The sequence below is a fragment of the Paenibacillus sp. FSL P4-0176 genome, assembly GCF_037975265.1.
Lineage (GTDB): Bacteria > Bacillota > Bacilli > Paenibacillales > Paenibacillaceae > Paenibacillus > Paenibacillus amylolyticus.
The window spans coordinates 1,610,049-1,628,826 of the sequence record NZ_CP150242.1; the positions used below are offsets into that span (position 1 = coordinate 1,610,049).

The following is an 18,778-nucleotide window of genomic DNA, read 5'->3' on the forward strand; positions in this document are numbered from 1 at the left end:
CAATGCCGTATTAACGGACTTCACCGATTGCTTGTCAAACTAGTCCGCATATATCGAACAAGTCCCTCATAACATGTACTAATCAAGTAGGGGTTCTGCTGCAAGCACAATCCTGAAGTGAAAACATGTGCTAAAGGGGATGATGTCATGCGCCGAATATCATGGATGCTTGCCATGGTATTGGTCTTATCGGCCTTACTTGCCGCCTGCGGGAAGAAGGATGCGGCAGCTGTGGTCAAAGATCTGAACGAAGTCGTAGGAGAGATGGAAAGTTACCAGGGGGCAGGCGTGATGACGCTGCATACCGGAGATACGCCGCAGCAGTACAAGGTCGAGGTATGGCATCAGAAGCCTTCCTATTATCGTATTGCGTTAACGAATGCAAAAAAGGATGTAACACAGATTGTACTGCGTAACGATGAAGGCGTGTTTGTTTTGACACCGAGCCAGAACAAAAGCTTCCGTTTTCAGAGCAACTGGCCAGATAACCAAGGACAGGTATATCTCTATGAAACATTGATTCGGAGCATTACGGGGGATACAACCCGTCAGTTTGCGGATGAGAAGGAGAGCTATGTTTTTGATGTAGCTGCCAATTATAATACACATGCACTCGTCAGACAGAAGATCTGGCTGAACAAAAGTGATTACGCACCGAAACAGGTTGAGGTATCCGACTCCAATGCCAATGTGGTCGTGGATGTGAAGTTTGATTCCTTCAAATTTGGTGCTGCATTTGAGAAAGACGCCTTTGACATGCAACGTAACATGACAGCAGCTACAAAAGAGGGCGGCCAAACAGGAACGGATTCTGGTGTAACTCCTGCGGAGCAAACAGGTGAGGGCGGTAAAGAACCTGCCAATCCTCAGACTGCGCCTGAACCTGATGGAGCCGTTACTGATGGACAGTCGGGTGTAGGTGGTGACACAGAGCAGCAAGGTACAGAAGGTGCTGCGACAGGTCAGGAAGGCGAAGAGCCGACACTTGCAGAACCGGAAGGGGCAGACAGCTTCGGCGTGATTCAGCCGACCTATGCGCCGGAAGGCGTGCAGCTCAAGGACGATCAGATTCTGGAAGAAGCGGGAGACTATTCGGTTATGCTTCGTTATGAAGGAACGTATAATTACACGATATTCGAAGCCAGACCACAGGATCGAGCTGTATCACTTGCTCCATCCAGTGTAGTAGATCTTGGATTCACACTGGGGATGATCAGCGGAGATGCATTGAAGACTCTGACATGGATGACAGATGGCATAGAATATCGGATCACCAGTGCCGACCTGCCTCAGAACGAAATGGTACGCATTGCAACATCGATGCAGGAAGAGTCAGGCAAATGATTTTTGAACAAATGAACGAATAGTAGCATAAACATAAGGAATGCTAAGAAGCATCGGAGACCTGTTCTCCGGTGCTTTGCTTTGATGTAAGAAAGGTATTCATTTAGCGCTGTTTTTCTTACCCGATACACTCAATAAAGCAAAATGCGCTTCTACGCAGAGGGAACCGGGTAAATAATCGATATAAGCAGATTTTGCTTGGGTGAAAAGTGGGATTTTGCCCTGCTAATCTCGCTTATCGGTCTTCTTCTGTGTTCGCATTTGTTCTTCAAAAGGCGCACCTTACATCTGTTTTTGGATGCGAAACTTCGGTTCATTTGACAGTCACATGCTGGAGCATTACGATGGAGTCTGACGTGAGCCGGATTAAGATGATTAGAGAAGGTGACTTAACGTGCAAGGACAATATCGGCCGACCCAAGCGGAGATCAATTTGGATCATTTGTGTACTAACGTAGAAGCTTTCCGCGAGGCATTGCCTCAGGGCATGAAATTCCTCGCCTGTGTGAAGGCCAATGCCTATGGACATGGAGCGGTGGAGACGGCTAGGGAACTGGAACGAGTGGGTGTGGATTACTTAAGTGTGGCTTTTCTTGACGAAGCTCTAGAACTGCGACAACATGGGATTACGATTCCAATCCTGGTACTGGGATATACGCCGCCTGAAGGAATCGCTGTTGCATGGCAACATGATGTGACCGTCACATTGTTCAGCAGGGAAGTGCTTGACGCCATTCGACATCTGGATGCGAGCACATTCGCTAACCAACTGAAGGTTCATATTAAAATCGACAGCGGCATGGGCCGATTAGGTCTGTTGCCTGGCGATGAGGCATTGGCTTTCATTCAGGAAGTAGCTTCGCTCAATCAGGTGATGCTGGAAGGTATGTTTACCCATTTTGCCAGAGCAGATGAAGAAGACAAAACCTATACACTGGAGCAGTATAGACGGTTCCAAAGCGTGGTTCATGCGCTCAGGGATCAGGGATGTTCCATCCCGATTATACATACGGCGAACAGCGCTGCTGCCATTGATACACCGGAATTGTCCTATGACATGGTACGTGTGGGAATAAGCCTGTACGGACTGTATCCTTCGGCTGAAGTGAATCATCAGGTGGTGAAGCTGTCCCCGGTATTGACGCTGAAGACAAAAGCGGTTCTGGTCAAAACACTGCCACCCCATTGGGGGATCAGTTACGGAACCCGTTATTTTACGCAAGGGTACGAACGAATAGCGACACTGCCGCTCGGATATGCAGACGGATTCTCCAGAATGCTAACAGGTAAAGCACAAGTGCTTGTACGCGGCCGCCGCGTCCCTGTCGTCGGTACAATCTGCATGGATCAGTGTATGGTGTCGTTACAATCTTTCGCGGAAGAGGCGGAAGAAATTCAAGTCGGCGAAGAGGTTGTCCTCATCGGTCATCAGTCTGGTGGCGTAATAACCGCAGACGAGGTGGCATCCCAGCTCGGTACGATTGCTTATGAAGTGATCTGCATGATGGCACACCGCATTCCGCGGGTATATACCCGCGGGGGAGCAGCAGTCGCCAGAATCAATCCACTTTTGACATCCTGACAGGTAAACTGGACGTCATTCCCAATAAACTTTTTTTCAGAACAGAAGGAAAACTGTCGGAGCATCTCGAATTATGTATGACGGTAAGGATTTAATTCCTGAATTGAGATGTTTGGTCTGTACGAATATTGTTCCCCGTGTTTATAATGGAGTACAGCATACTTGATATACTCGGGGCATATATATTCCTTTGTATAAAAGTTCTGGAAAAACGTAATACTGGTTCACAATGGCGAAAGGTTTGTGGGGGTGGAAGAAAGGTGGCCAACTTGCAGAACACCAAGCGGATCATGATCAGTTTACCTGATTATCTTTTGCAGGAAGTGGATGGCATCGTAGCGCTGGAGAATTCCAACCGCAGCGAATTGATTAGGCAGGCTATGAAGCTGTATTTAACGGAGCGTAAGAAACGTTACATCCGTGAAACGATGCAGCGAGGGTACATGGAGATGGCAAAAATTAATCTGACCATGGCATCCGAAGCCTTTCATGCGGAGGAAGATGCGGACAGCACTCTGGACCGCTTAGTTAGCGGGGTGTAGACATTGATCGTAAAACGTGGTGACGTTTTTTTTGCGGATCTTTCTCCCGTTGTCGGTTCCGAGCAAGGTGGAGTCAGGCCGGTTCTGGTGATCCAGAATGATATCGGCAACCGGTTCAGTCCAACTTGTATTGTGGCGGCTATCACCGCCCAAATCCAGAAGGCAAAGCTGCCAACGCATGTTGAAATTGATGCGGCGGCACACGGCTTTGACCGGGACTCGGTTATTTTGCTCGAACAAATACGGACGATTGATAAACAGAGGCTGACTGACAAGATTACCCATCTGGACGAGGAGACCATGAAATTGGTCAACGAAGCCTTACAGATCAGCCTTGGTTTAATCGATTTTTAAGGCAGCAACCAGCGTCTTGTACGCTGCCCTGCCGTCCGTTGGCAATGGATGTTCCCGTAAGGGAACACACTGAATTCAGACTGTAACCAAAAGAGCGTATGACAACCTTCGGGCTGTTATGCGCTCTTTTGATTAAAGCTTGATGAAAGCGTAGAACATTGGCGATCTTTTCGCTATAATGAAACCTGAGAAACCGTTTACCCGAAAGACCTATATATAGAGGTGGAGGAGACATATGAGCATTTACATCAATCAAGAGAAACTTCAATTTCATTTACAGACCCGTGAGGCCAGTTACGTATTTCAGGTACTGCCTTCAGGATATTTGGTGCATTTGTATTATGGCAAAAAATTACGCGACACCGATCTGAGCTGGTTGCATGTTCGTACAGAACGAGCATCTTTCAGTCCGAACCCGGTACCAGAGGACCGTACGATTTCATTTGATACATTGGCAGTGGAACTACCCGTGTATGGCACAAGTGATTTCCGTAATCCGGCTATCCAACTGGAACTTGAGAATGGCTCGACGGTTTCGGAGTTTACGTATACAGGTCATCGATTGATCAAAGGAAAGACAGCGCTTACCGGACTGCCAGCAACGTATGTTGAATCCGATGAAGAAGCAGAGACGCTGGTTATTGAGTTGGAAGACCGCGTTGCAGGCATCAAAATCGAGCTTTCTTATACAGCCTTTACGGCATTTAATGCAATTACACGCTCGATGCGTATCGTTAATGAGAGCGCTACCTCAGTGAATGTGGTGCGTGCGCTCAGTTCTTCTGTTGATTTCCCGCACGCGGATTATGAATTGTTGCAATTGTCAGGTGCATGGACACGGGAACGTGATATCGTTCGCAGACCGCTTGCGTCAGGCCTGCAAGGGATTGAGAGCCGTCGCGGTTCAAGCAGTCACCAGCAGAATCCATTTATTGCGCTGATGACACCAGGCACGGATGAAGACCAAGGTGAAGTTTACGGATTCAGTCTCGTCTATAGTGGCAGCTTCACCGCACAGGCTGAAGTGGATCAGTTCCACACCACACGTGTATCGCTCGGGATCAACCCGTTCGAGTTCAGCTGGAAGCTGGAGCCACAAGAAGCGTTCCAGACACCTGAGACGGTTATGGTATATTCGGCTGCAGGTTTGGACGGCATGTCACAGTCCTACCACGAATTGTATCGGGAGCGTCTTGCGCGTGGTAAGTTCCGTAATGCGGAACGTCCGGTTCTGGTCAATAACTGGGAAGCAACCTACTTTGGATTTAATGCAGACAAGATTGAGCAGATCGCTCGCGCCGGACAGAAGCTGGGTATTGAGTTGTTTGTCTTGGATGATGGCTGGTTTGGACATCGGGACAGCGACAATTCCTCATTGGGCGACTGGATTGTAGATAAGAACAAATTGCCACAGGGTCTGGATGATCTGGCTAACCGTGTAACAGGTCTGGACATGCAGTTCGGTTTGTGGTTTGAACCAGAGATGATCTCACCAGACAGTGAGATGTACCGTGCGCACCCAGACTGGTGTCTGCATGTGCCTGATCGTCGCCGGACAGAAGGACGTCAACAACTGGTACTCGACTTCTCTCGTCAGGATGTACGTGATGAGATTGTGCGCATGTTAACAGACGTACTTGGTTCTGCACCAATCACTTATGTGAAATGGGACATGAACCGCAATATGACGGAAGTGGGTTCTGCATTGCTTCCGGCAGATAGACAGCGTGAGACAGCGCATCGTTACATGCTCGGACTGTATGATGTTATGGAACGAATCACTTCGGCGTTCCCGAACATTCTGTTCGAAAGCTGTTCAGGTGGTGGTGGCCGCTTCGATCCAGGTATGCTGTATTACATGCCACAGACGTGGACAAGTGATAACACGGATGCCATATCCCGCTTGCGGATTCAATACGGTACGAGTCTTGTGTACCCGGTAAGTTCGATGGGATCGCATATCTCAGCGGTACCGAATCATCAGGTCAACCGGATAACTTCTCTTGAGATTCGGGGACATGTTGCGATGTCGGGCAACTTCGGGTACGAGCTGGACCTGACAAAATTCACGGAGGAAGAGAACGACATCGTGAAAGCCCAGGTTGAGCTGTACAAGGAGATTCGTGGAACGGTTCAATATGGAACATTCCGCCGTTTGCTCAGTCCGTTTGAAGGCAATGAGACGGCGTGGATGTTTATTGCACCGGACGGAAGCGAAGCTGTTGTATTCTACTTCCGTGTGCTCTCTGAGCCCAATGCGCCACTTCAGCGCCTGAAGCTGAAAGGATTGGACCCTAATGCGGATTACCGTCTGAAAGGCGGATCGGAGACCTTTACTGGCGATGCCCTCATGTATGGCGGTATTCCGGTAGGCAGCACATCAGGAGACTATCTGAGCGAGATGTTCCGGTTCGAGCGCGTCTAGATAAGTGAACTGCATTTTATTTACATGCATACTCCGATGACAGAACAACCTTCCAATCGCTGTTATCCCCAGATTTTTTGATTCCCTTTTCTCAAAGGGAAAATCCGGAGATAAAGGCGAACGCTTCGCTTTTTCAGGTTTTTTCTGTCCTCTCCGTTATCGTGTAAATGAGCAGTTTCACTTATTAGATTGCTATTGTATTTAAAGTTTTAAGTAAGGAAAGACCGAGGAGCGTCGTGATGACGATTTTCGGTCTTTTTTTGACGTAATGGGGAAGGCTGGAAGATGACATCATTCTGTCAGAACTTGTATGCTTGCGGATTGATGGAAATCTGGACGTGATTCTGTGATAATATAGGGTAGAGTGGAAGAAACAAATGGTTCAACTATACTGTAATTACAGCAGCAAAGCTGCCCTGAAATGATTGTAACGAACGATTCAGGAAGGAAAGAGGGATTTATTTTGTCTGAACAGGAAACGGTTCTGGAACCCAATGAAGAAACAATAAAGGCAGAACGCCATGAACGAATCATCAAACAGGTAGCCAAGGAACTGTCACTGTCCTTGAAGCAGGTCCGCACAACATCGGAGCTTCTGGACGAAGGCAATACGATTCCATTTATCGCCCGCTACCGTAAAGAAATGACTGGAGAGCTGGATGAGAACCAGCTGCGATCGATTGAAGAACGCATTGTTTATCTGCGCAATCTTGAGGATCGCAAATTGGAAGTCATCCGTATTATAGAGGAACAGGGCAAACTGACCGGAGAACTGAAGCAATCCATTACGCAAGCTGTGAAGCTGCAGGAAGTGGAAGACTTGTATCGACCTTACCGTCAGAAGCGGAAAACGCGTGCCAGTGTGGCCAAGGAAAAAGGTCTTGAACCCCTTGCGGTATGGATCTGGGGTCAACCGAAACAAGGAGATGCACTTCAGGAAGCTGCGAAATATATCAATGCTGAACTGGGTGTAGAAGATGCGGAGTCGGCGCTTCAGGGAGCCAAAGACATTCTCGCGGAGAACATCGCAGACGATGCTGCCATTCGTGCCTGGATTCGTCGGTACACCTTGGATCACGGGATGCTGACTTCTGAAGCGAAGGATGCTCAAGAGGAGTCCGTGTACGAGAATTATTATGATTACCGCGAACTAGCCAAAAAGATGCCTCCACACCGTATTCTTGCAATTAATCGCGGTGAACGTGAGAGTATTCTGAAAGTCGGCCTGGACGTACAGGCAGAACCGGCCCATCGCCATATGGAAGGACAGATCATTCGTGGTGCTTCTGCCGTGCAGGATATCCTGCGTGATGTGATTGAAGATGCATACAAGCGGCTGATTGCGCCTTCCATCGAGCGTGAAGTTCGTGGAGAACTTACGGAAAAAGGTGAAAATCAGGCCATATCGGTATTCTCGGCCAATCTGCGTAACCTGCTGCTTCAACCGCCGATTCATGGCAAACGTGTGCTGGGTGTCGATCCGGCCTATCGTACCGGTTGTAAACTGGCTGTAGTAGATGATACGGGCAAACTGCTGGAAGTGGCTGTGACCTACCCAACGCCACCTCACAACAAGAAACGTGAAGCTGCCGAAGTATTCCATCGCATGATCAAGCAATATGATATCGGACTGATCGTCATTGGTAATGGTACCGGATCACGTGAGACGGAGCAGTTTGTTGCCGAGATCATTCAGGAGAACGGTGATGAAAGTCTTGTGTATCTGATTGTTAACGAAGCAGGCGCGAGTGTATATTCTGCATCCAAGCTGGCCCAGGAAGAATTCCCTGATCTGGATGTTGCGGAGCGCAGTGCAGCTTCCATTGCTCGCCGGGTACAAGACCCGCTGGCGGAGTTGGTTAAGATTGATCCAAAAGCCATTGGCGTGGGTCAATATCAGCATGACGTATCCCAGAAGATTCTCGAAGAAAGCCTGAAGGCTGTCGTGGAATCCGCAGTTAACCATGTGGGTGTGGATGTGAATACAGCATCACCTTCGTTGCTGTCATATGTTGCCGGAGTTAACGCTACGATTGCCAAAAACATTGTGAAGTACCGTGAAGAAAATGGCCGGTTTACGAACCGCCGTCAGCTACAGAAGGTGCCACGTCTGGGTGCCAAAACCTATGAGCAGTGCGTAGGATTTATGCGTATTGGTGAGGGAGAGAACCCGCTGGACCGTACACCTATTCACCCTGAGTCTTACCAGGTAGTGGATCAGCTGTTCAAGGAGCTTCAGGTTGCACTGGACAAGCTGGGCAGCAAGGAACTGTCGGTATTACTGTCAGAGCAACAGCCAGAACAATTGGCTGTGAAACTGGACGTAGGTGTGCCTACATTGCGTGACATTCTGGACAGCTTGCAGCGTCCGGGGCGTGACCCGCGTGAAGAAATGCCGTTGCCAATCTTCCGTACAGATGTATTGAAAATTGAGGATCTGGTGGAAGGCATGGAGCTGCAAGGTACGGTTCGGAACGTTATTGATTTTGGTGCCTTTGTTGATATTGGGATCAAGAGTGATGGGCTTGTCCATATTTCACAGCTCAGCAACGGGTATGTTAAACATCCGATGGACGTTGTGTCTGTCGGGGATAATGTAACGGTCTGGGTTATGAGTGTGGATACCAAAAAAGGCCGTGTCGGCCTGACGATGAAGAAGCCTGCTTCTGCGCAACAGTCTTCTTAAATAGTAGGATTGGAGAACAGCCTTCCCTAACCAGGAAGGCTGTTTGTTGTCGACAGTAATAGTCCCGTTATCCGTTCTAATTCCTCTAGTAAGTACGGTGGGCAATATGTGCATTTTCTTAAAGTGCGTGTTCAAAGGGCCATCCTTCGTAATCCAATGCAGACTTTCATGAACAACCTCTTAAAGTTCGTTCTCCGCGCTGCGTGGTGTGCCATTTGCTGGTTTGTTACGATAAAAGAACCAGCATTCGTTCAGCAACTTGATTTGCCGGCTGTCCTTTTTGTGAAATGCACGCATCAGTTGATTGCAAAGCCATTGAGGCAAGGGTATCTCCTCCTCTTGCATAATTCATCTGTACGTTAGCATATGTGGCAATAGCCTGGACTGTGCGGGATAAGTGGAGGCCTCCGGCAAATCAATCTGGTTCACTCAAAAAAAAGCACAAATCCCAATTCAGGGAAATGTGCTTTTCGTTCTCATCATTATAAAATGATAACTGTGGTGAATTAGAGAGCTTCCATCTCTTCTTCATACCATTGTTCCAATTGGGCCTGAAGAGCTCGGATTTCGGTAAGCAGAGAAATCAAGGGATAATGGCTTTCACGTAATACTGCAAAAGATTCTTCAAGCGCATTGATATAATCAAGGCCACCGATGATAGTAAGATTTTCGTTTAGGAGATCGAGGCTGTCACATTCGGCGATCGCCCAAGGCAGGACAGGGACATCTGCTGCAGTGAGTTTATCAATTTCCTTGTGCAGGCGCAGGTTGAGCGCACTGAGTTGATAGGCGTAATCTGCGGGCATTTCCACGAACTGCAAGTGTTGTTCCTGCTGCAGGATGACATAGCGCATTGTAGGCATAACGAGTAATAATCTCCCCTCATACATTCTACTTGACAGTGTAGCCTACGAAACGGTTAAAATTCAAGTATTATACCGGAAAAACAAATGCTCCGAGGGGGTGCAAGGAGAGGATATCGATGGAAAATGAGGAATTGCAACAATGGATTGAACAGGTATCACTGGATCATTTCGGAGTGCCGTTCACCCATGAAGCGTTGTTTAACAGTCGCCTGACCACGACGGGGGGGCGTTATATGCTGAAAAGTCACCGGATTGAGATCAATCCGCATCAACTCGAAGCCTATGGGCGAGATGAGGTTGAGAAAATCATCAAGCATGAGCTGTGTCACTATCATCTGCATATTCGTGGGCGCGGCTATCAGCATCGTGACCCGGAATTCAAGGCTTTATTGCAGAAGGTAGGCGGTTCGCGTTACTGCCAATCACTTCCTGACGGTAAAGGCAGAAAGCCGTTGCCATATCGTTATAAGTTGGTGTGCAAGAGCTGTGGTACGGAATATTTGCGCAAGCGGAAAATAGATCCGAAGCGTTATCGTTGTGGCCGTTGCGCGGGAAAACTGGGGCTTCAGAATATCTGATGTGCGTTTCGTTCAATGTATTAAAGAAAGTGATGGAAGGGATGTTGACTTGGATTATTAATCATGGTAGATTAATCTTATTCAAGTTAATTTTCCCTGATAGCTCAGTTGGTAGAGCACTCGACTGTTAATCGAGTTGTCACAGGTTCGAGCCCTGTTCGGGGAGCCATTTCTTGGAGAGATACCCAAGTGGCTATAAGGGGACCCTCTGCTAAGGGGTTAGACTGCGTAAGCGGTGCGAGGGTTCGAATCCCTCTCTCTCCGTTCTGAATTAAACTTCTCTGCAAAGGGATGAGAACCCTAAAGGTTCGTCGGAGCATAAGCTTCGTTAGCAATACTTCGCAGTCTCGAACGAAGTGAGAGTACACCTCTTTCTCCGTCCAGATAGACAAAAAATCCTCTTCACATTAGACCGGTTAACGGTCAGTGTGAAGGGGATTTTTTGCGTTTACTGATCTTTGCTTATCCCTGGTGTACGCTTCAGCCTAAAGTGAAATGCTCAACATCTCGTATAAACCTTTCTTGCCTGCTTCCGTTACTTCGACAGAGCGACTTCCTGTTTTTTGACGAATCCAGTCCAGTTCCGCTAACCGATGTCTGAGTTGTTCCCCAAGCATACCTGAGAGATGATGACGGCGTTCGCTCCAATCCAGACATTTGCGAGCGATGGCCCGGCGTGATCCTGGCTTCATCTGAAGTTTAATTCCAAACGTAGTGAACCACTGTATTCCTTTCTCTGTAACTTGATAATCCTTGCTGTGTGCCTCTTCGGGCTCTGCAAGATACCCCTTCTGTACTAAGGCTTCGCAGAGTGAGATTCCCAATTTCCCGGCCAGATGACCATAACAGGTCCGTGCATGACTCAGTTGTTGAAGCTGATCGGATTGTTTGAGAGAGCGGATCTGTACAGGCGGAGCAATACTGGCCATGCTTTCAATCAGATTAGCAATTTCTTTGTTTGCAAGACGGTAGTATCGGTGGCGCCCTTGTTGTTCAACTTCGAGTAATCCTCCCTCTACGAGTTTAGCTAGATGGCTGCTTGCCGTCTGGGGAGTGACACTTGCCATATGAGCAAGCTCTCCTGCGGGCAACGCACGGCCATCCAGTAAGGATGACAGAAAAATAGCGCGGCTTGGATCAGCGATTAACGACGCAATAACAGTAATATTCGGATATACATTCATACTTCGATCATACCTGAACTATTACTGTATTACAATCGAGTTGTATCGTCCCATAGGGGTCAGATTGAGCTTATAAAGCATTGGAATGGGAACAGGAGAGGTACAGGATGAAAAAGATAACGAAACAGGACTTCGCTACAGAGCAGTTGTCCGCGAGTCAAGAAGTGATTCAACATGAGACGATTAATCCCAGTATTTTATATTATGGTACGCCTGTAGTGCTGCTGAGCACATTAAATGAGGATGGATCAACCAACCTGTCACCATTATCCTCGTCTTGGGCACTGGGGGATTGTCTGGTTCTCGGTCTAGGTACACAGGGCAAAGCCTATGAAAATCTGAGTCGACACCCGGAGTGTGTAATTAATCTGCCGGACGCGACCATGTGGAAAAAGGTTGAGGCATTGGGTCGTTATACGGGAGTTACCCCGGTTCCTGAGGAGAAAAGGAAGATGGGCTATGAATATTGTCCTGATAAATTCACTGTAGCTGGACTGACATCTGAATGCTCGGTTCAGGTGGCTCCAGATAAAATAGTTGAATGTCCGCTCCAGATTGAAGCGGCTGTACAACACATACGTATTCCCGAACATACACCGTTCATGGCGATTGTTGAAGTGAAAACGTTGAAGGTACACGCGCACACAAGACTAATATCTGGACCGAACAAAATTAATCCAGAGGAATGGCATCCGCTGATATATAATTTCAGACATTATTTCGGATTGGGCAAGAGACAAGGGGAAAATTTCCGGGCAGAGAATTGACCTGAGTGGAGGCTTTTTATTATATAAGATGAATTAATCATTTACACGATAACGGAGAGGACAGAAAAAAAACCTGAAAAAGCGAAGCGCTCGCCCAAAAGCTTTCTGAAAGAAAGCTACATCGGAAGCATACGCTATCACCGGATTTTCCCTTGAGAAAAGGGAATCGAAAAAATCTGGGGATAACAGCGATTGGAAGGTTGTTCTGTCATCGTAGTGCAGTGTAAATAATCTTTAGTTCAACTTATATAGTCAGTGAAAGATTGGGTAATAGTAAAGATAGACTCATGTAAGCATATACATAATGAAAGAGGTGATGTGCATGGAAGTGGAATATTTGATGCGTGTACTCATAGCTGGAATATGTGGTGTGCTAATCGGATATGAGCGCAAGAATCGAATGAAAGAAGCGGGAATCCGTACTCATTTTGTGGTCGCCGTTGGTGCTGCCCTGATGATGATTGTATCGAAATACGGATTCCAGGATCAGGCTGGCTGGGACAATCTGTCCCTTGACCCTTCAAGGATCGCTGCACAAGTTGTTAGTGGTGTGGGGTTCATTGGAGCGGGCATGATCTTCACACAGCGTCACACGGTCAGGGGATTGACCACAGCGGCTGGCATATGGGCTACGGCAGGCATGGGACTTGCTGTCGGTTCAGGTCTGTATTGGACGGGTGCAGGCGTGACACTGCTTATTGTCGTGGCACAGATGTTACTGCATAGACCTACACGCTGGCTGGTATCCGCTCGAACAGAGACGTTAACCATCCATCTGCAAAATGAGGGAGAGGCCCTGAAGACTGTTTTGGCACTGCTGGGACAGGAGAAGATCTCGGTCATCGGATTTAAGACTGAACAGCAAACAAGCACAGACTCCGTGGAAGAGACTGTGCTTGAGTTCACATTGCAACTACCGGGTTCATACCGGGGCGAGCAACTGATTATTTTGTTACAGGACGTGCCTCACGTTCGATCTGCGGAGTTAAAATGAAGAGAACCTGCATGGATCAACAGGTGATCATGCAGGTTCAGTACTTAATTCAGTATGGGTCCAATTACTGACCTTCCCCGACAATCGTTTCTGGGCGGGATACCGGTTTACCTTCAAGCAGGCACTCGATGGCATGGGCTACACCGTGCTCCACATTGGTCAGCGTTATGGCTTTGGCTAATGCCTGGATCTCGGGTTCGCCATTACCCATGGCGATGCCGAGTCCAGCCATTTTTAACATGGAGACATCATTGAAGTTATCGCCAATAGCTACTGTATCCTCCATGGAGATGTTCAAGTGAGCCGCCAGTTTGGTGAGGGCATTACCTTTGGAGACGTCCGGGTGCTGCATTTCGAAGTTATGCTCAAAGGATACAACCATAGCGACATCAGATCGGGAAGCGAAGTATTCTCGTCCTGTCTTTACTTTGTCCGGATTCATGGAGAAGGCCATAATATTATAGATGTAGGCTTCTGCCGGAATTTCGAGATGGCTGTTTACGCGGTGGTAGTCTTTTTTGTCATAGTGTTTCTTGATGGAGCGAATCATGCGTGCAATGTCCTCACCAGGGTTCGAACCAAGAACACGTTCCATTTCGGCGAGCAAGGTCTCATGACTGCTACGCGGGGCATAGATGCCTTGTTGCGTTGAAGCTTCATAATAGACATCATGATCTTCCAGCCACTGCATGACGGAAGCTGCTGTGTCACGCTCGAGCGGAAGATGGAATAAACGTTCACCGTCTGCATCATGAATTGTCGCTCCGTTGGAGCCGATAATCGGGGTTTTGATTCCGCCTTCGCGGCTGATGGTCACAACATCGGAATAGACACGTCCTGTTGCAATGGTAACTTTCATACCGGATTGCTGGGCCTTTTGGATGGCTGCGGCATTCTCCGGGCTAATCTGGCTATCTATGTTCAACAAAGTTCCATCTAAATCTGTGGCAAATAATTTCATATATTTACAACTCCTTATCATCTGTAGGTTCAGGAATGAGAATCTCAACCTGTTGTTCGGCTAGAAAAACAAGCCATTCTTTGGTTGGCCATTGATCCGTAATCAATACATCCACCAATGACCAGTCGGCAAAACGATAACCATAACGTCTATCAAACTTGGATTGATCTGCAAGAACAACAACTTTCTTGGCAGCTTTCATCATTTGGTGTTTAATTTTTCCTTCCTCTTCGGAAGCACTGAAGCCATCCATGGTGATACCGCCAATTCCGATAAAGGCTTTATCTACATAATAGTGGGAGAGGGTCTCGATAACAGAGGTACCGTAGACATAACGTTGTTCCTTATCTACTTTGCCTCCGAGCAAACGAATCTGGACAGCAGTGTGATTGGAGAGAAGATCAGCGGAATGAATCGAATTTGTAATGACGGTACAGGATTTGCCGTTTAAGTTCTCGGCACAGGCCTGCACAGTCGTGGAAGAGTCCAAAATAATGATCTCGCCTTCCCTTACAATGGCTGCAGCGAGTTTGCCGATGGCCCTCTTTTCCTCAGATACATCGAGTAAACGGTCTTTGTAGGATCTGAATTCTTGCGGAGGAGGGGGGAGAATCGCGCCGCCACGTGTTCGGATAATGGCATCCTGTTCCTCAAGCTTAATCAGATCCCTGCGTGCAGTATCCCGTGATACATCAAACAAGGCGACAATATCATCGGCTGAGATGCGATTGTGTTTGCGTAGATGTTCAACAATGAGCTGCATTCGTTCTTCTTGAAACAAACATGTCACCTCCGAGTGTATGGATGACCGTACTTATACTGATACTTTAATTATAAGTATTCTTAATGTAATTTGCAATATTATAAGTGAACGTAAGTTTTTATAAGTGTTTTGATGGATGGTTTACATTATTCCTGCACGGGGATGACATTGGCATGAACGGGAGGTGGCTAATAACGGGGCTCTGAAGAAGAGTATGCAATGGGCAAAAAGGCTTGAAAAATAAATTTTAAAAAAAGTATTGCAAGTTCAAATTGTCCTGTGGTATACTCATTCTTGTCGCCAAGAAAGACAACTTGATATTAAGGCCCGTTGGTCAAGGGGTTAAGACACCTCCCTTTCACGGAGGTAACAGGGGTTCGAATCCCCTACGGGTCATATCTTCACCACCTCATGAGATCTACATTTTCGATGAGTAATCCTCAAAGTCATTGCTCTTATAGACAAGAATGAAGCATGGCACATCCGGTGAAGTTTACAGCAAGAGCCATTAGCTCAGTTGGTAGAGCACCTGACTTTTAATCAGGGTGTCGAAGGTTCGAGCCCTTCATGGCTCACCATTTTTACAATTGAATATGCGGTCGTGGTGGAATGGCAGACACGCTATCTTGAGGGGGTAGTGGGTGTATACCCGTGGAGGTTCGAGTCCTCTCGACCGCATCACAGCAACAACATAAGATAGACTTCTATGATCATTCATGGGAGTCTATCTTTGTGTTATACGATATATCTCATCCTGTTCCAGGCATATAAAGGCTGAGCATTCAGGAATAATGTGGTATAATTCAAGCAGATGAGTTGATTATTACGGTTGGAAGGCGGTTCTTGTATGCAGTCGATCTATGAGCGAATTGAACACCTGATTGCCGAACGAGGAATGACCAAGAAGGCTTTCTGCCAACAGCTGAAGATTAGCACAGGCAATCTGGGTGATTGGAAACGTGGCAAGTCTATTCCGAGTACGAATAAATTAATTGAGATTGCTTCGTTTTTTGATGTGAGCCTTGACTGGCTCATGATTGGACGTCCATCGAAGGAAGCGATGGTTCGGGAAAAACGGGAGGATTATTTTTTTGACGTTTTGCGGCAATTGAATTGCCAAGAAAGTGAATTATCGACTGTGGAACAGTCTTTTATCAGCGAATATATTGAGTTCACCCGTTACCGTAAATCCAAGGAAAGTAAGGATGCTGGCGACTATCGCTACAAACCTGAGAACAAATCAGAGAACGATTCTGAGGAAAACGAAGCGTAAGTGATATGAGCAGCATCCATAGACTGAATGTACAAAAACCTCTGGACTAATCCGAACACACTCGGAGACAGTTCAGAGGTTTTTTGGTGTTAACTATGCTTGATGTCCTTATTTACGAAAGACAAGAGTTTCTTTGCCCAGCAGATGTGGGCGGAGTGTGTTCCAGATCTGAAGACATTGCTCCTGAAGTTCCCAGGCTGCCATGCCGAGGAGTCGAACACCGATTCCACCTGATGCCAGCAAACTTGCGCCTGCGAGCATTCGTCCATCTGGTGGTAGCACAGATCTGACTTGCTCCAACTCCGCAGTACCAAGCCCTGGGGCAATCATCCATAACGCAGCGGTATGTGTGTAGTGAAGGAGAGACGCTGAGTGTTTGGGATCATCGGTATCCGGTTCGAGTCCGAATCGATCCCAGACAGCCAGTTGCTCACCTTGCCATATCTCCGTCAAGCTGCGGTAACGCTCGAATTGGAACGCTTCTCCCCGATGAATCCGTCCGGCAGACCAGATATCTGCATAGGCCAGGATTGCCTGTTCTTCCAGCTCAAAGGTTACAGCGAGCGCAGAAGAACTTCCCTTGAAAGGGATGACGCATTCAGGGAAGTATTCCAGCGTGGCCCCTTTTCCCAACCGAAAGTGATGATTAACGGATGAGGGAATGGAAGGTGTAGGATGAAGTCTGGTAGCAGATGTGCTGCTCAGCATGACATGGGTGCCTTCACCTAATTCCCACTCGGAATGATAATGATCCCCGTTAAGGACTCCGGGCGAGACGTCTGACGTGTACACACATAATTCGGTTCCGCCTCCGGGAGGTCGAAAGGATCGGCTAAACCGGAGTGGTGCGCTGTAATAACGATCAGTCATGACAGTCCGGTCGCCTTGAAAGGCAAAGGTGGCCCGAAGCTCGCTGCGGCGTGTGACGGGTGCACCTGCACTTTCATTCCTATTTATCTCTGTTCCCGTGGGGACAGAAGATGAATTAATGCGAGTGAGTGCCATGTTCATGGCTGTGTGAATGCAGATGTGCAGCGGAAGCATCGTCATCCATGTATTGATGTTCAAGCCAGTGGACAATCTCGGATACACCTTCACCGCTCATTAGATTAGACATGACATAAGGGCGGCCTTCGCGTACCCGTTCGGTATCATTTTTCATAACTTCCAGGCTTGCACCAACGTAAGGGGCGAGGTCGGTTTTGTTGATTAACAGCAGATCTGAACGCGTGATGCCGGGACCGCCTTTGCGGGGGAGTTTCTCTCCTTGAGCAACGTCGATAATGTAGATGAATACATCAGCCAGTTCCGGACTGAATGCAGCGGAGAGATTGTCGCCGCCGCTCTCGATGAAGATTAGTTGCAGATCCGGGAAACGTTCAATTAACTCATCAACCGCTTCGAAATTCATGGAGGCGTCCTCGCGAATAGCGGTGTGCGGACATCCGCCTGTCTCTACGCCGATAATACGCTCTGGTGCCAGTGCATTCTGACGCAGCAAGATTTCGGCATCTTCCTTGGTGTATATGTCATTGGTGATGACAGCAAGGCTATAACGTGTACGCAGTGCCTTGGACAGCTTCTCCACCAGGGCTGTTTTACCTGAACCTACCGGTCCGCCAATTCCAATTCGCATCGGACGACTCCGATCAAATGCCTTGCGTTCCCACTCCGGATGATGCGTATGATTAGCTCCTCCACACATAACAATTCCTCCTAAGTTAGATAAAAGTTGTAGTTAAGACATGAACAGCCGCGCGGGTAAAGTCTCATGCCGCATGGCGTAGATTTCCTGGGCGATTCCGAAGCTGTGCATATCTTCCGGGTCATTGTCCCGCATGAGAGCCCATTCCGCTTCGATATCATCAAGCAGTTTCTGAATCAACATCTGCGCTTCGGTTTGTCCGATGGGCAGCAGGCGAAGTGCGCTGTTCACATAAGCGTTCACCGAGGTATACAGATGCCCGGTAACGGCTTCATCCAATTCAATCTCCAATTGATAGTTGATATAACCGTGAATGGTCGTGATGCCACAATACGCGCCGTATTCCCTTATAGCCTCATCGATCAGGTAAAAGTCCATCCATGGATAGAGTGAACGCGCGAGCTTGAGCAATCGCTTGCCCATCTTGTGGCCGCTTTCCCTGAGTTCCCGAGGGGAGCGCTGGGCGTGGACACGTTTGTCATACAGGGCAAGTAGAGCGGCATCTTGTTGTTTTATCGCCTGATAGATGCCTTTGATGGCAAGACCATCTAGTCGTACAAGACTGGAGTGAAGCTGGCTGCGAATAAACTGTTCAAGCTGCGCGGTATTTTGCACGGTACCATCATGCGTGTAAGCTTCCAGACCGAAGGAATGGGAGAAACCACCGATGGGCAGGGCCGAATCCAGCAGCTGAACATAACGGAGTAGCTTCGTGCCACTGTTCATCATGAGTGCCCCCTTATCAGCTAATCCG

18 protein-coding genes and 5 tRNA genes are annotated in these 18,778 nt (G+C 47.9%); 15 read left to right on the forward strand and 8 right to left on the reverse strand.

Annotated elements, in window-relative coordinates; genetic code table 11:
- Positions 1 to 147 precede the first annotated feature (147 nt).
- From MKY95_RS07140 to MKY95_RS07165, 6 genes are all read left to right on the forward strand, one after another.
- On the forward strand, positions 148 to 1,344 hold the full coding sequence (locus MKY95_RS07140; protein WP_076319104.1) for an outer membrane lipoprotein-sorting protein: 1,197 nt from the start codon (positions 148 to 150) through the stop codon (positions 1,342 to 1,344).
- A 394-nt stretch (positions 1,345 to 1,738) separates the two neighbouring features.
- Positions 1,739 to 2,926: an alanine racemase gene (gene alr, locus MKY95_RS07145; protein WP_339197723.1), complete on the forward strand. Its 1,188-nt coding sequence runs from the start codon at positions 1,739 to 1,741 to the stop codon at positions 2,924 to 2,926.
- Positions 2,927 to 3,186: 260 nt separating this feature from the next.
- A complete protein-coding gene (locus tag MKY95_RS07150) occupies positions 3,187 to 3,468 on the forward strand; it encodes a ribbon-helix-helix protein, CopG family (RefSeq protein WP_017690037.1) in 282 nt (93 codons plus the stop codon).
- A gap of 3 nt (positions 3,469 to 3,471) precedes the next feature.
- A complete protein-coding gene (locus MKY95_RS07155) occupies positions 3,472 to 3,822 on the forward strand; it encodes a type II toxin-antitoxin system PemK/MazF family toxin (RefSeq protein ID WP_024630714.1) in 351 nt (116 codons plus the stop codon).
- 235 nt (positions 3,823 to 4,057) lie between these two features.
- On the forward strand, positions 4,058 to 6,247 hold the full coding sequence (locus MKY95_RS07160) for an alpha-galactosidase (protein WP_339197727.1): 2,190 nt from the start codon (positions 4,058 to 4,060) through the stop codon (positions 6,245 to 6,247).
- Between the two features lie 463 nt (positions 6,248 to 6,710).
- The gene (locus MKY95_RS07165) at positions 6,711 to 8,933 is read left to right on the forward strand and encodes a Tex family protein (protein ID WP_339197729.1); all 2,223 of its coding nucleotides are present in this window, start codon (positions 6,711 to 6,713) and stop codon (positions 8,931 to 8,933) included.
- A gap of 180 nt (positions 8,934 to 9,113) precedes the next feature.
- Here the strand turns inward: MKY95_RS07165 and cmpA are convergent, their stop codons facing one another.
- A complete protein-coding gene (gene cmpA, locus MKY95_RS07170; RefSeq protein ID WP_017690033.1) occupies positions 9,114 to 9,257 on the reverse strand; it encodes a cortex morphogenetic protein CmpA in 144 nt (47 codons plus the stop codon).
- A gap of 182 nt (positions 9,258 to 9,439) precedes the next feature.
- Positions 9,440 to 9,796, reverse strand: coding sequence for a hypothetical protein (locus MKY95_RS07175; RefSeq protein WP_047842018.1), 357 nt, complete (start codon positions 9,794 to 9,796; stop codon positions 9,440 to 9,442).
- A 119-nt stretch (positions 9,797 to 9,915) separates the two neighbouring features.
- On the opposite strand from MKY95_RS07175, the gene MKY95_RS07180 reads away from it, so the two are divergent.
- From MKY95_RS07180 to MKY95_RS07190, 3 genes are all read left to right on the forward strand, one after another.
- Positions 9,916 to 10,377, forward strand: a complete 462-nt coding sequence (locus MKY95_RS07180) for a SprT family protein (RefSeq protein ID WP_036669054.1) — start codon at positions 9,916 to 9,918, stop codon at positions 10,375 to 10,377.
- Between the two features lie 93 nt (positions 10,378 to 10,470).
- A tRNA-Asn gene (locus MKY95_RS07185) sits at positions 10,471 to 10,546 on the forward strand.
- Positions 10,547 to 10,552: 6 nt separating this feature from the next.
- A tRNA-Ser gene (locus tag MKY95_RS07190) sits at positions 10,553 to 10,641 on the forward strand.
- A 221-nt stretch (positions 10,642 to 10,862) separates the two neighbouring features.
- Here the strand turns inward: MKY95_RS07190 and MKY95_RS07195 are convergent.
- Positions 10,863 to 11,561, reverse strand: a complete 699-nt coding sequence (locus MKY95_RS07195; RefSeq protein WP_036610871.1) for a helix-turn-helix domain-containing protein — start codon at positions 11,559 to 11,561, stop codon at positions 10,863 to 10,865.
- Between the two features lie 107 nt (positions 11,562 to 11,668).
- Between MKY95_RS07195 and MKY95_RS07200 the strand changes: the two genes are divergently transcribed.
- Entirely contained in the window at positions 11,669 to 12,328 is a 660-nt protein-coding gene (locus MKY95_RS07200; RefSeq protein ID WP_051447187.1) for a flavin reductase family protein, read from the forward strand.
- A gap of 322 nt (positions 12,329 to 12,650) precedes the next feature.
- Positions 12,651 to 13,322: an MgtC/SapB family protein gene (locus MKY95_RS07205; RefSeq protein WP_017690026.1), complete on the forward strand. Its 672-nt coding sequence runs from the start codon at positions 12,651 to 12,653 to the stop codon at positions 13,320 to 13,322.
- Between the two features lie 64 nt (positions 13,323 to 13,386).
- On the opposite strand, the gene MKY95_RS07210 is transcribed toward MKY95_RS07205, so the two are convergent.
- A complete protein-coding gene (locus tag MKY95_RS07210; protein WP_036610865.1) occupies positions 13,387 to 14,283 on the reverse strand; it encodes a Cof-type HAD-IIB family hydrolase in 897 nt (298 codons plus the stop codon).
- Between the two features lie 4 nt (positions 14,284 to 14,287).
- On the reverse strand, positions 14,288 to 15,064 hold the full coding sequence (locus MKY95_RS07215) for a DeoR/GlpR family DNA-binding transcription regulator (RefSeq protein WP_047842021.1): 777 nt from the start codon (positions 15,062 to 15,064) through the stop codon (positions 14,288 to 14,290).
- Between the two features lie 306 nt (positions 15,065 to 15,370).
- Between MKY95_RS07215 and MKY95_RS07220 the strand changes: the two genes are divergently transcribed.
- The 4 genes from MKY95_RS07220 to MKY95_RS07235 all read left to right on the forward strand — a co-directional run bounded on the left by MKY95_RS07220 (position 15,371) and on the right by MKY95_RS07235 (position 16,319).
- A tRNA-Glu gene (locus MKY95_RS07220) sits at positions 15,371 to 15,442 on the forward strand.
- A 106-nt stretch (positions 15,443 to 15,548) separates the two neighbouring features.
- A tRNA-Lys gene (locus MKY95_RS07225) sits at positions 15,549 to 15,624 on the forward strand.
- Between the two features lie 17 nt (positions 15,625 to 15,641).
- A tRNA-Leu gene (locus MKY95_RS07230) sits at positions 15,642 to 15,724 on the forward strand.
- 169 nt (positions 15,725 to 15,893) lie between these two features.
- A complete protein-coding gene (locus MKY95_RS07235; protein WP_036610863.1) occupies positions 15,894 to 16,319 on the forward strand; it encodes a helix-turn-helix transcriptional regulator in 426 nt (141 codons plus the stop codon).
- A 108-nt stretch (positions 16,320 to 16,427) separates the two neighbouring features.
- Here the strand turns inward: MKY95_RS07235 and MKY95_RS07240 are convergent, their stop codons facing one another.
- The 3 genes from MKY95_RS07240 to MKY95_RS07250 are packed head-to-tail and all read right to left on the reverse strand — an operon-like array spanning position 16,428 to position 18,753.
- Positions 16,428 to 17,387, reverse strand: a complete 960-nt coding sequence (locus MKY95_RS07240; protein WP_339197733.1) for an urease accessory protein UreD — start codon at positions 17,385 to 17,387, stop codon at positions 16,428 to 16,430.
- Entirely contained in the window at positions 17,305 to 18,024 is a 720-nt protein-coding gene (ureG, locus tag MKY95_RS07245) for an urease accessory protein UreG (RefSeq protein WP_017690021.1), read from the reverse strand. Before ureG ends, MKY95_RS07240 begins: the two co-directional genes overlap by 83 nt.
- 33 nt (positions 18,025 to 18,057) lie before the next feature.
- Positions 18,058 to 18,753, reverse strand: a complete 696-nt coding sequence (locus MKY95_RS07250) for an urease accessory UreF family protein (RefSeq protein WP_339197736.1) — start codon at positions 18,751 to 18,753, stop codon at positions 18,058 to 18,060.
- Between the last annotated feature and the right edge of the window lie 25 nt (positions 18,754 to 18,778).

What these genes read in the sequence shown, in the direction of transcription:
- MKY95_RS07235 (WP_036610863.1), top strand. Translation starts at nt 15,894, where the DNA reads ATGCAGTCGATCTATGAGCGAATTGAACACCTGATTGCCGAACGAGGA.
- MKY95_RS07210 (WP_036610865.1), bottom strand. Translation starts at nt 14,283, where the DNA reads ATGAAATTATTTGCCACAGATTTAGATGGAACTTTGTTGAACATAGAT.
- MKY95_RS07250 (WP_339197736.1), bottom strand. Translation starts at nt 18,753, where the DNA reads ATGATGAACAGTGGCACGAAGCTACTCCGTTATGTTCAGCTGCTGGAT.
- ureG (WP_017690021.1), bottom strand. Translation starts at nt 18,024, where the DNA reads ATGTGTGGAGGAGCTAATCATACGCATCATCCGGAGTGGGAACGCAAG.
- MKY95_RS07200 (WP_051447187.1), top strand. Translation starts at nt 11,669, where the DNA reads ATGAAAAAGATAACGAAACAGGACTTCGCTACAGAGCAGTTGTCCGCG.
- MKY95_RS07205 (WP_017690026.1), top strand. Translation starts at nt 12,651, where the DNA reads ATGGAAGTGGAATATTTGATGCGTGTACTCATAGCTGGAATATGTGGT.
- MKY95_RS07180 (WP_036669054.1), top strand. Translation starts at nt 9,916, where the DNA reads ATGGAAAATGAGGAATTGCAACAATGGATTGAACAGGTATCACTGGAT.
- MKY95_RS07160 (WP_339197727.1), top strand. Translation starts at nt 4,058, where the DNA reads ATGAGCATTTACATCAATCAAGAGAAACTTCAATTTCATTTACAGACC.
- MKY95_RS07195 (WP_036610871.1), bottom strand. Translation starts at nt 11,561, where the DNA reads ATGAATGTATATCCGAATATTACTGTTATTGCGTCGTTAATCGCTGAT.
- MKY95_RS07140 (WP_076319104.1), top strand. Translation starts at nt 148, where the DNA reads ATGCGCCGAATATCATGGATGCTTGCCATGGTATTGGTCTTATCGGCC.
- MKY95_RS07175 (WP_047842018.1), bottom strand. Translation starts at nt 9,796, where the DNA reads ATGCCTACAATGCGCTATGTCATCCTGCAGCAGGAACAACACTTGCAG.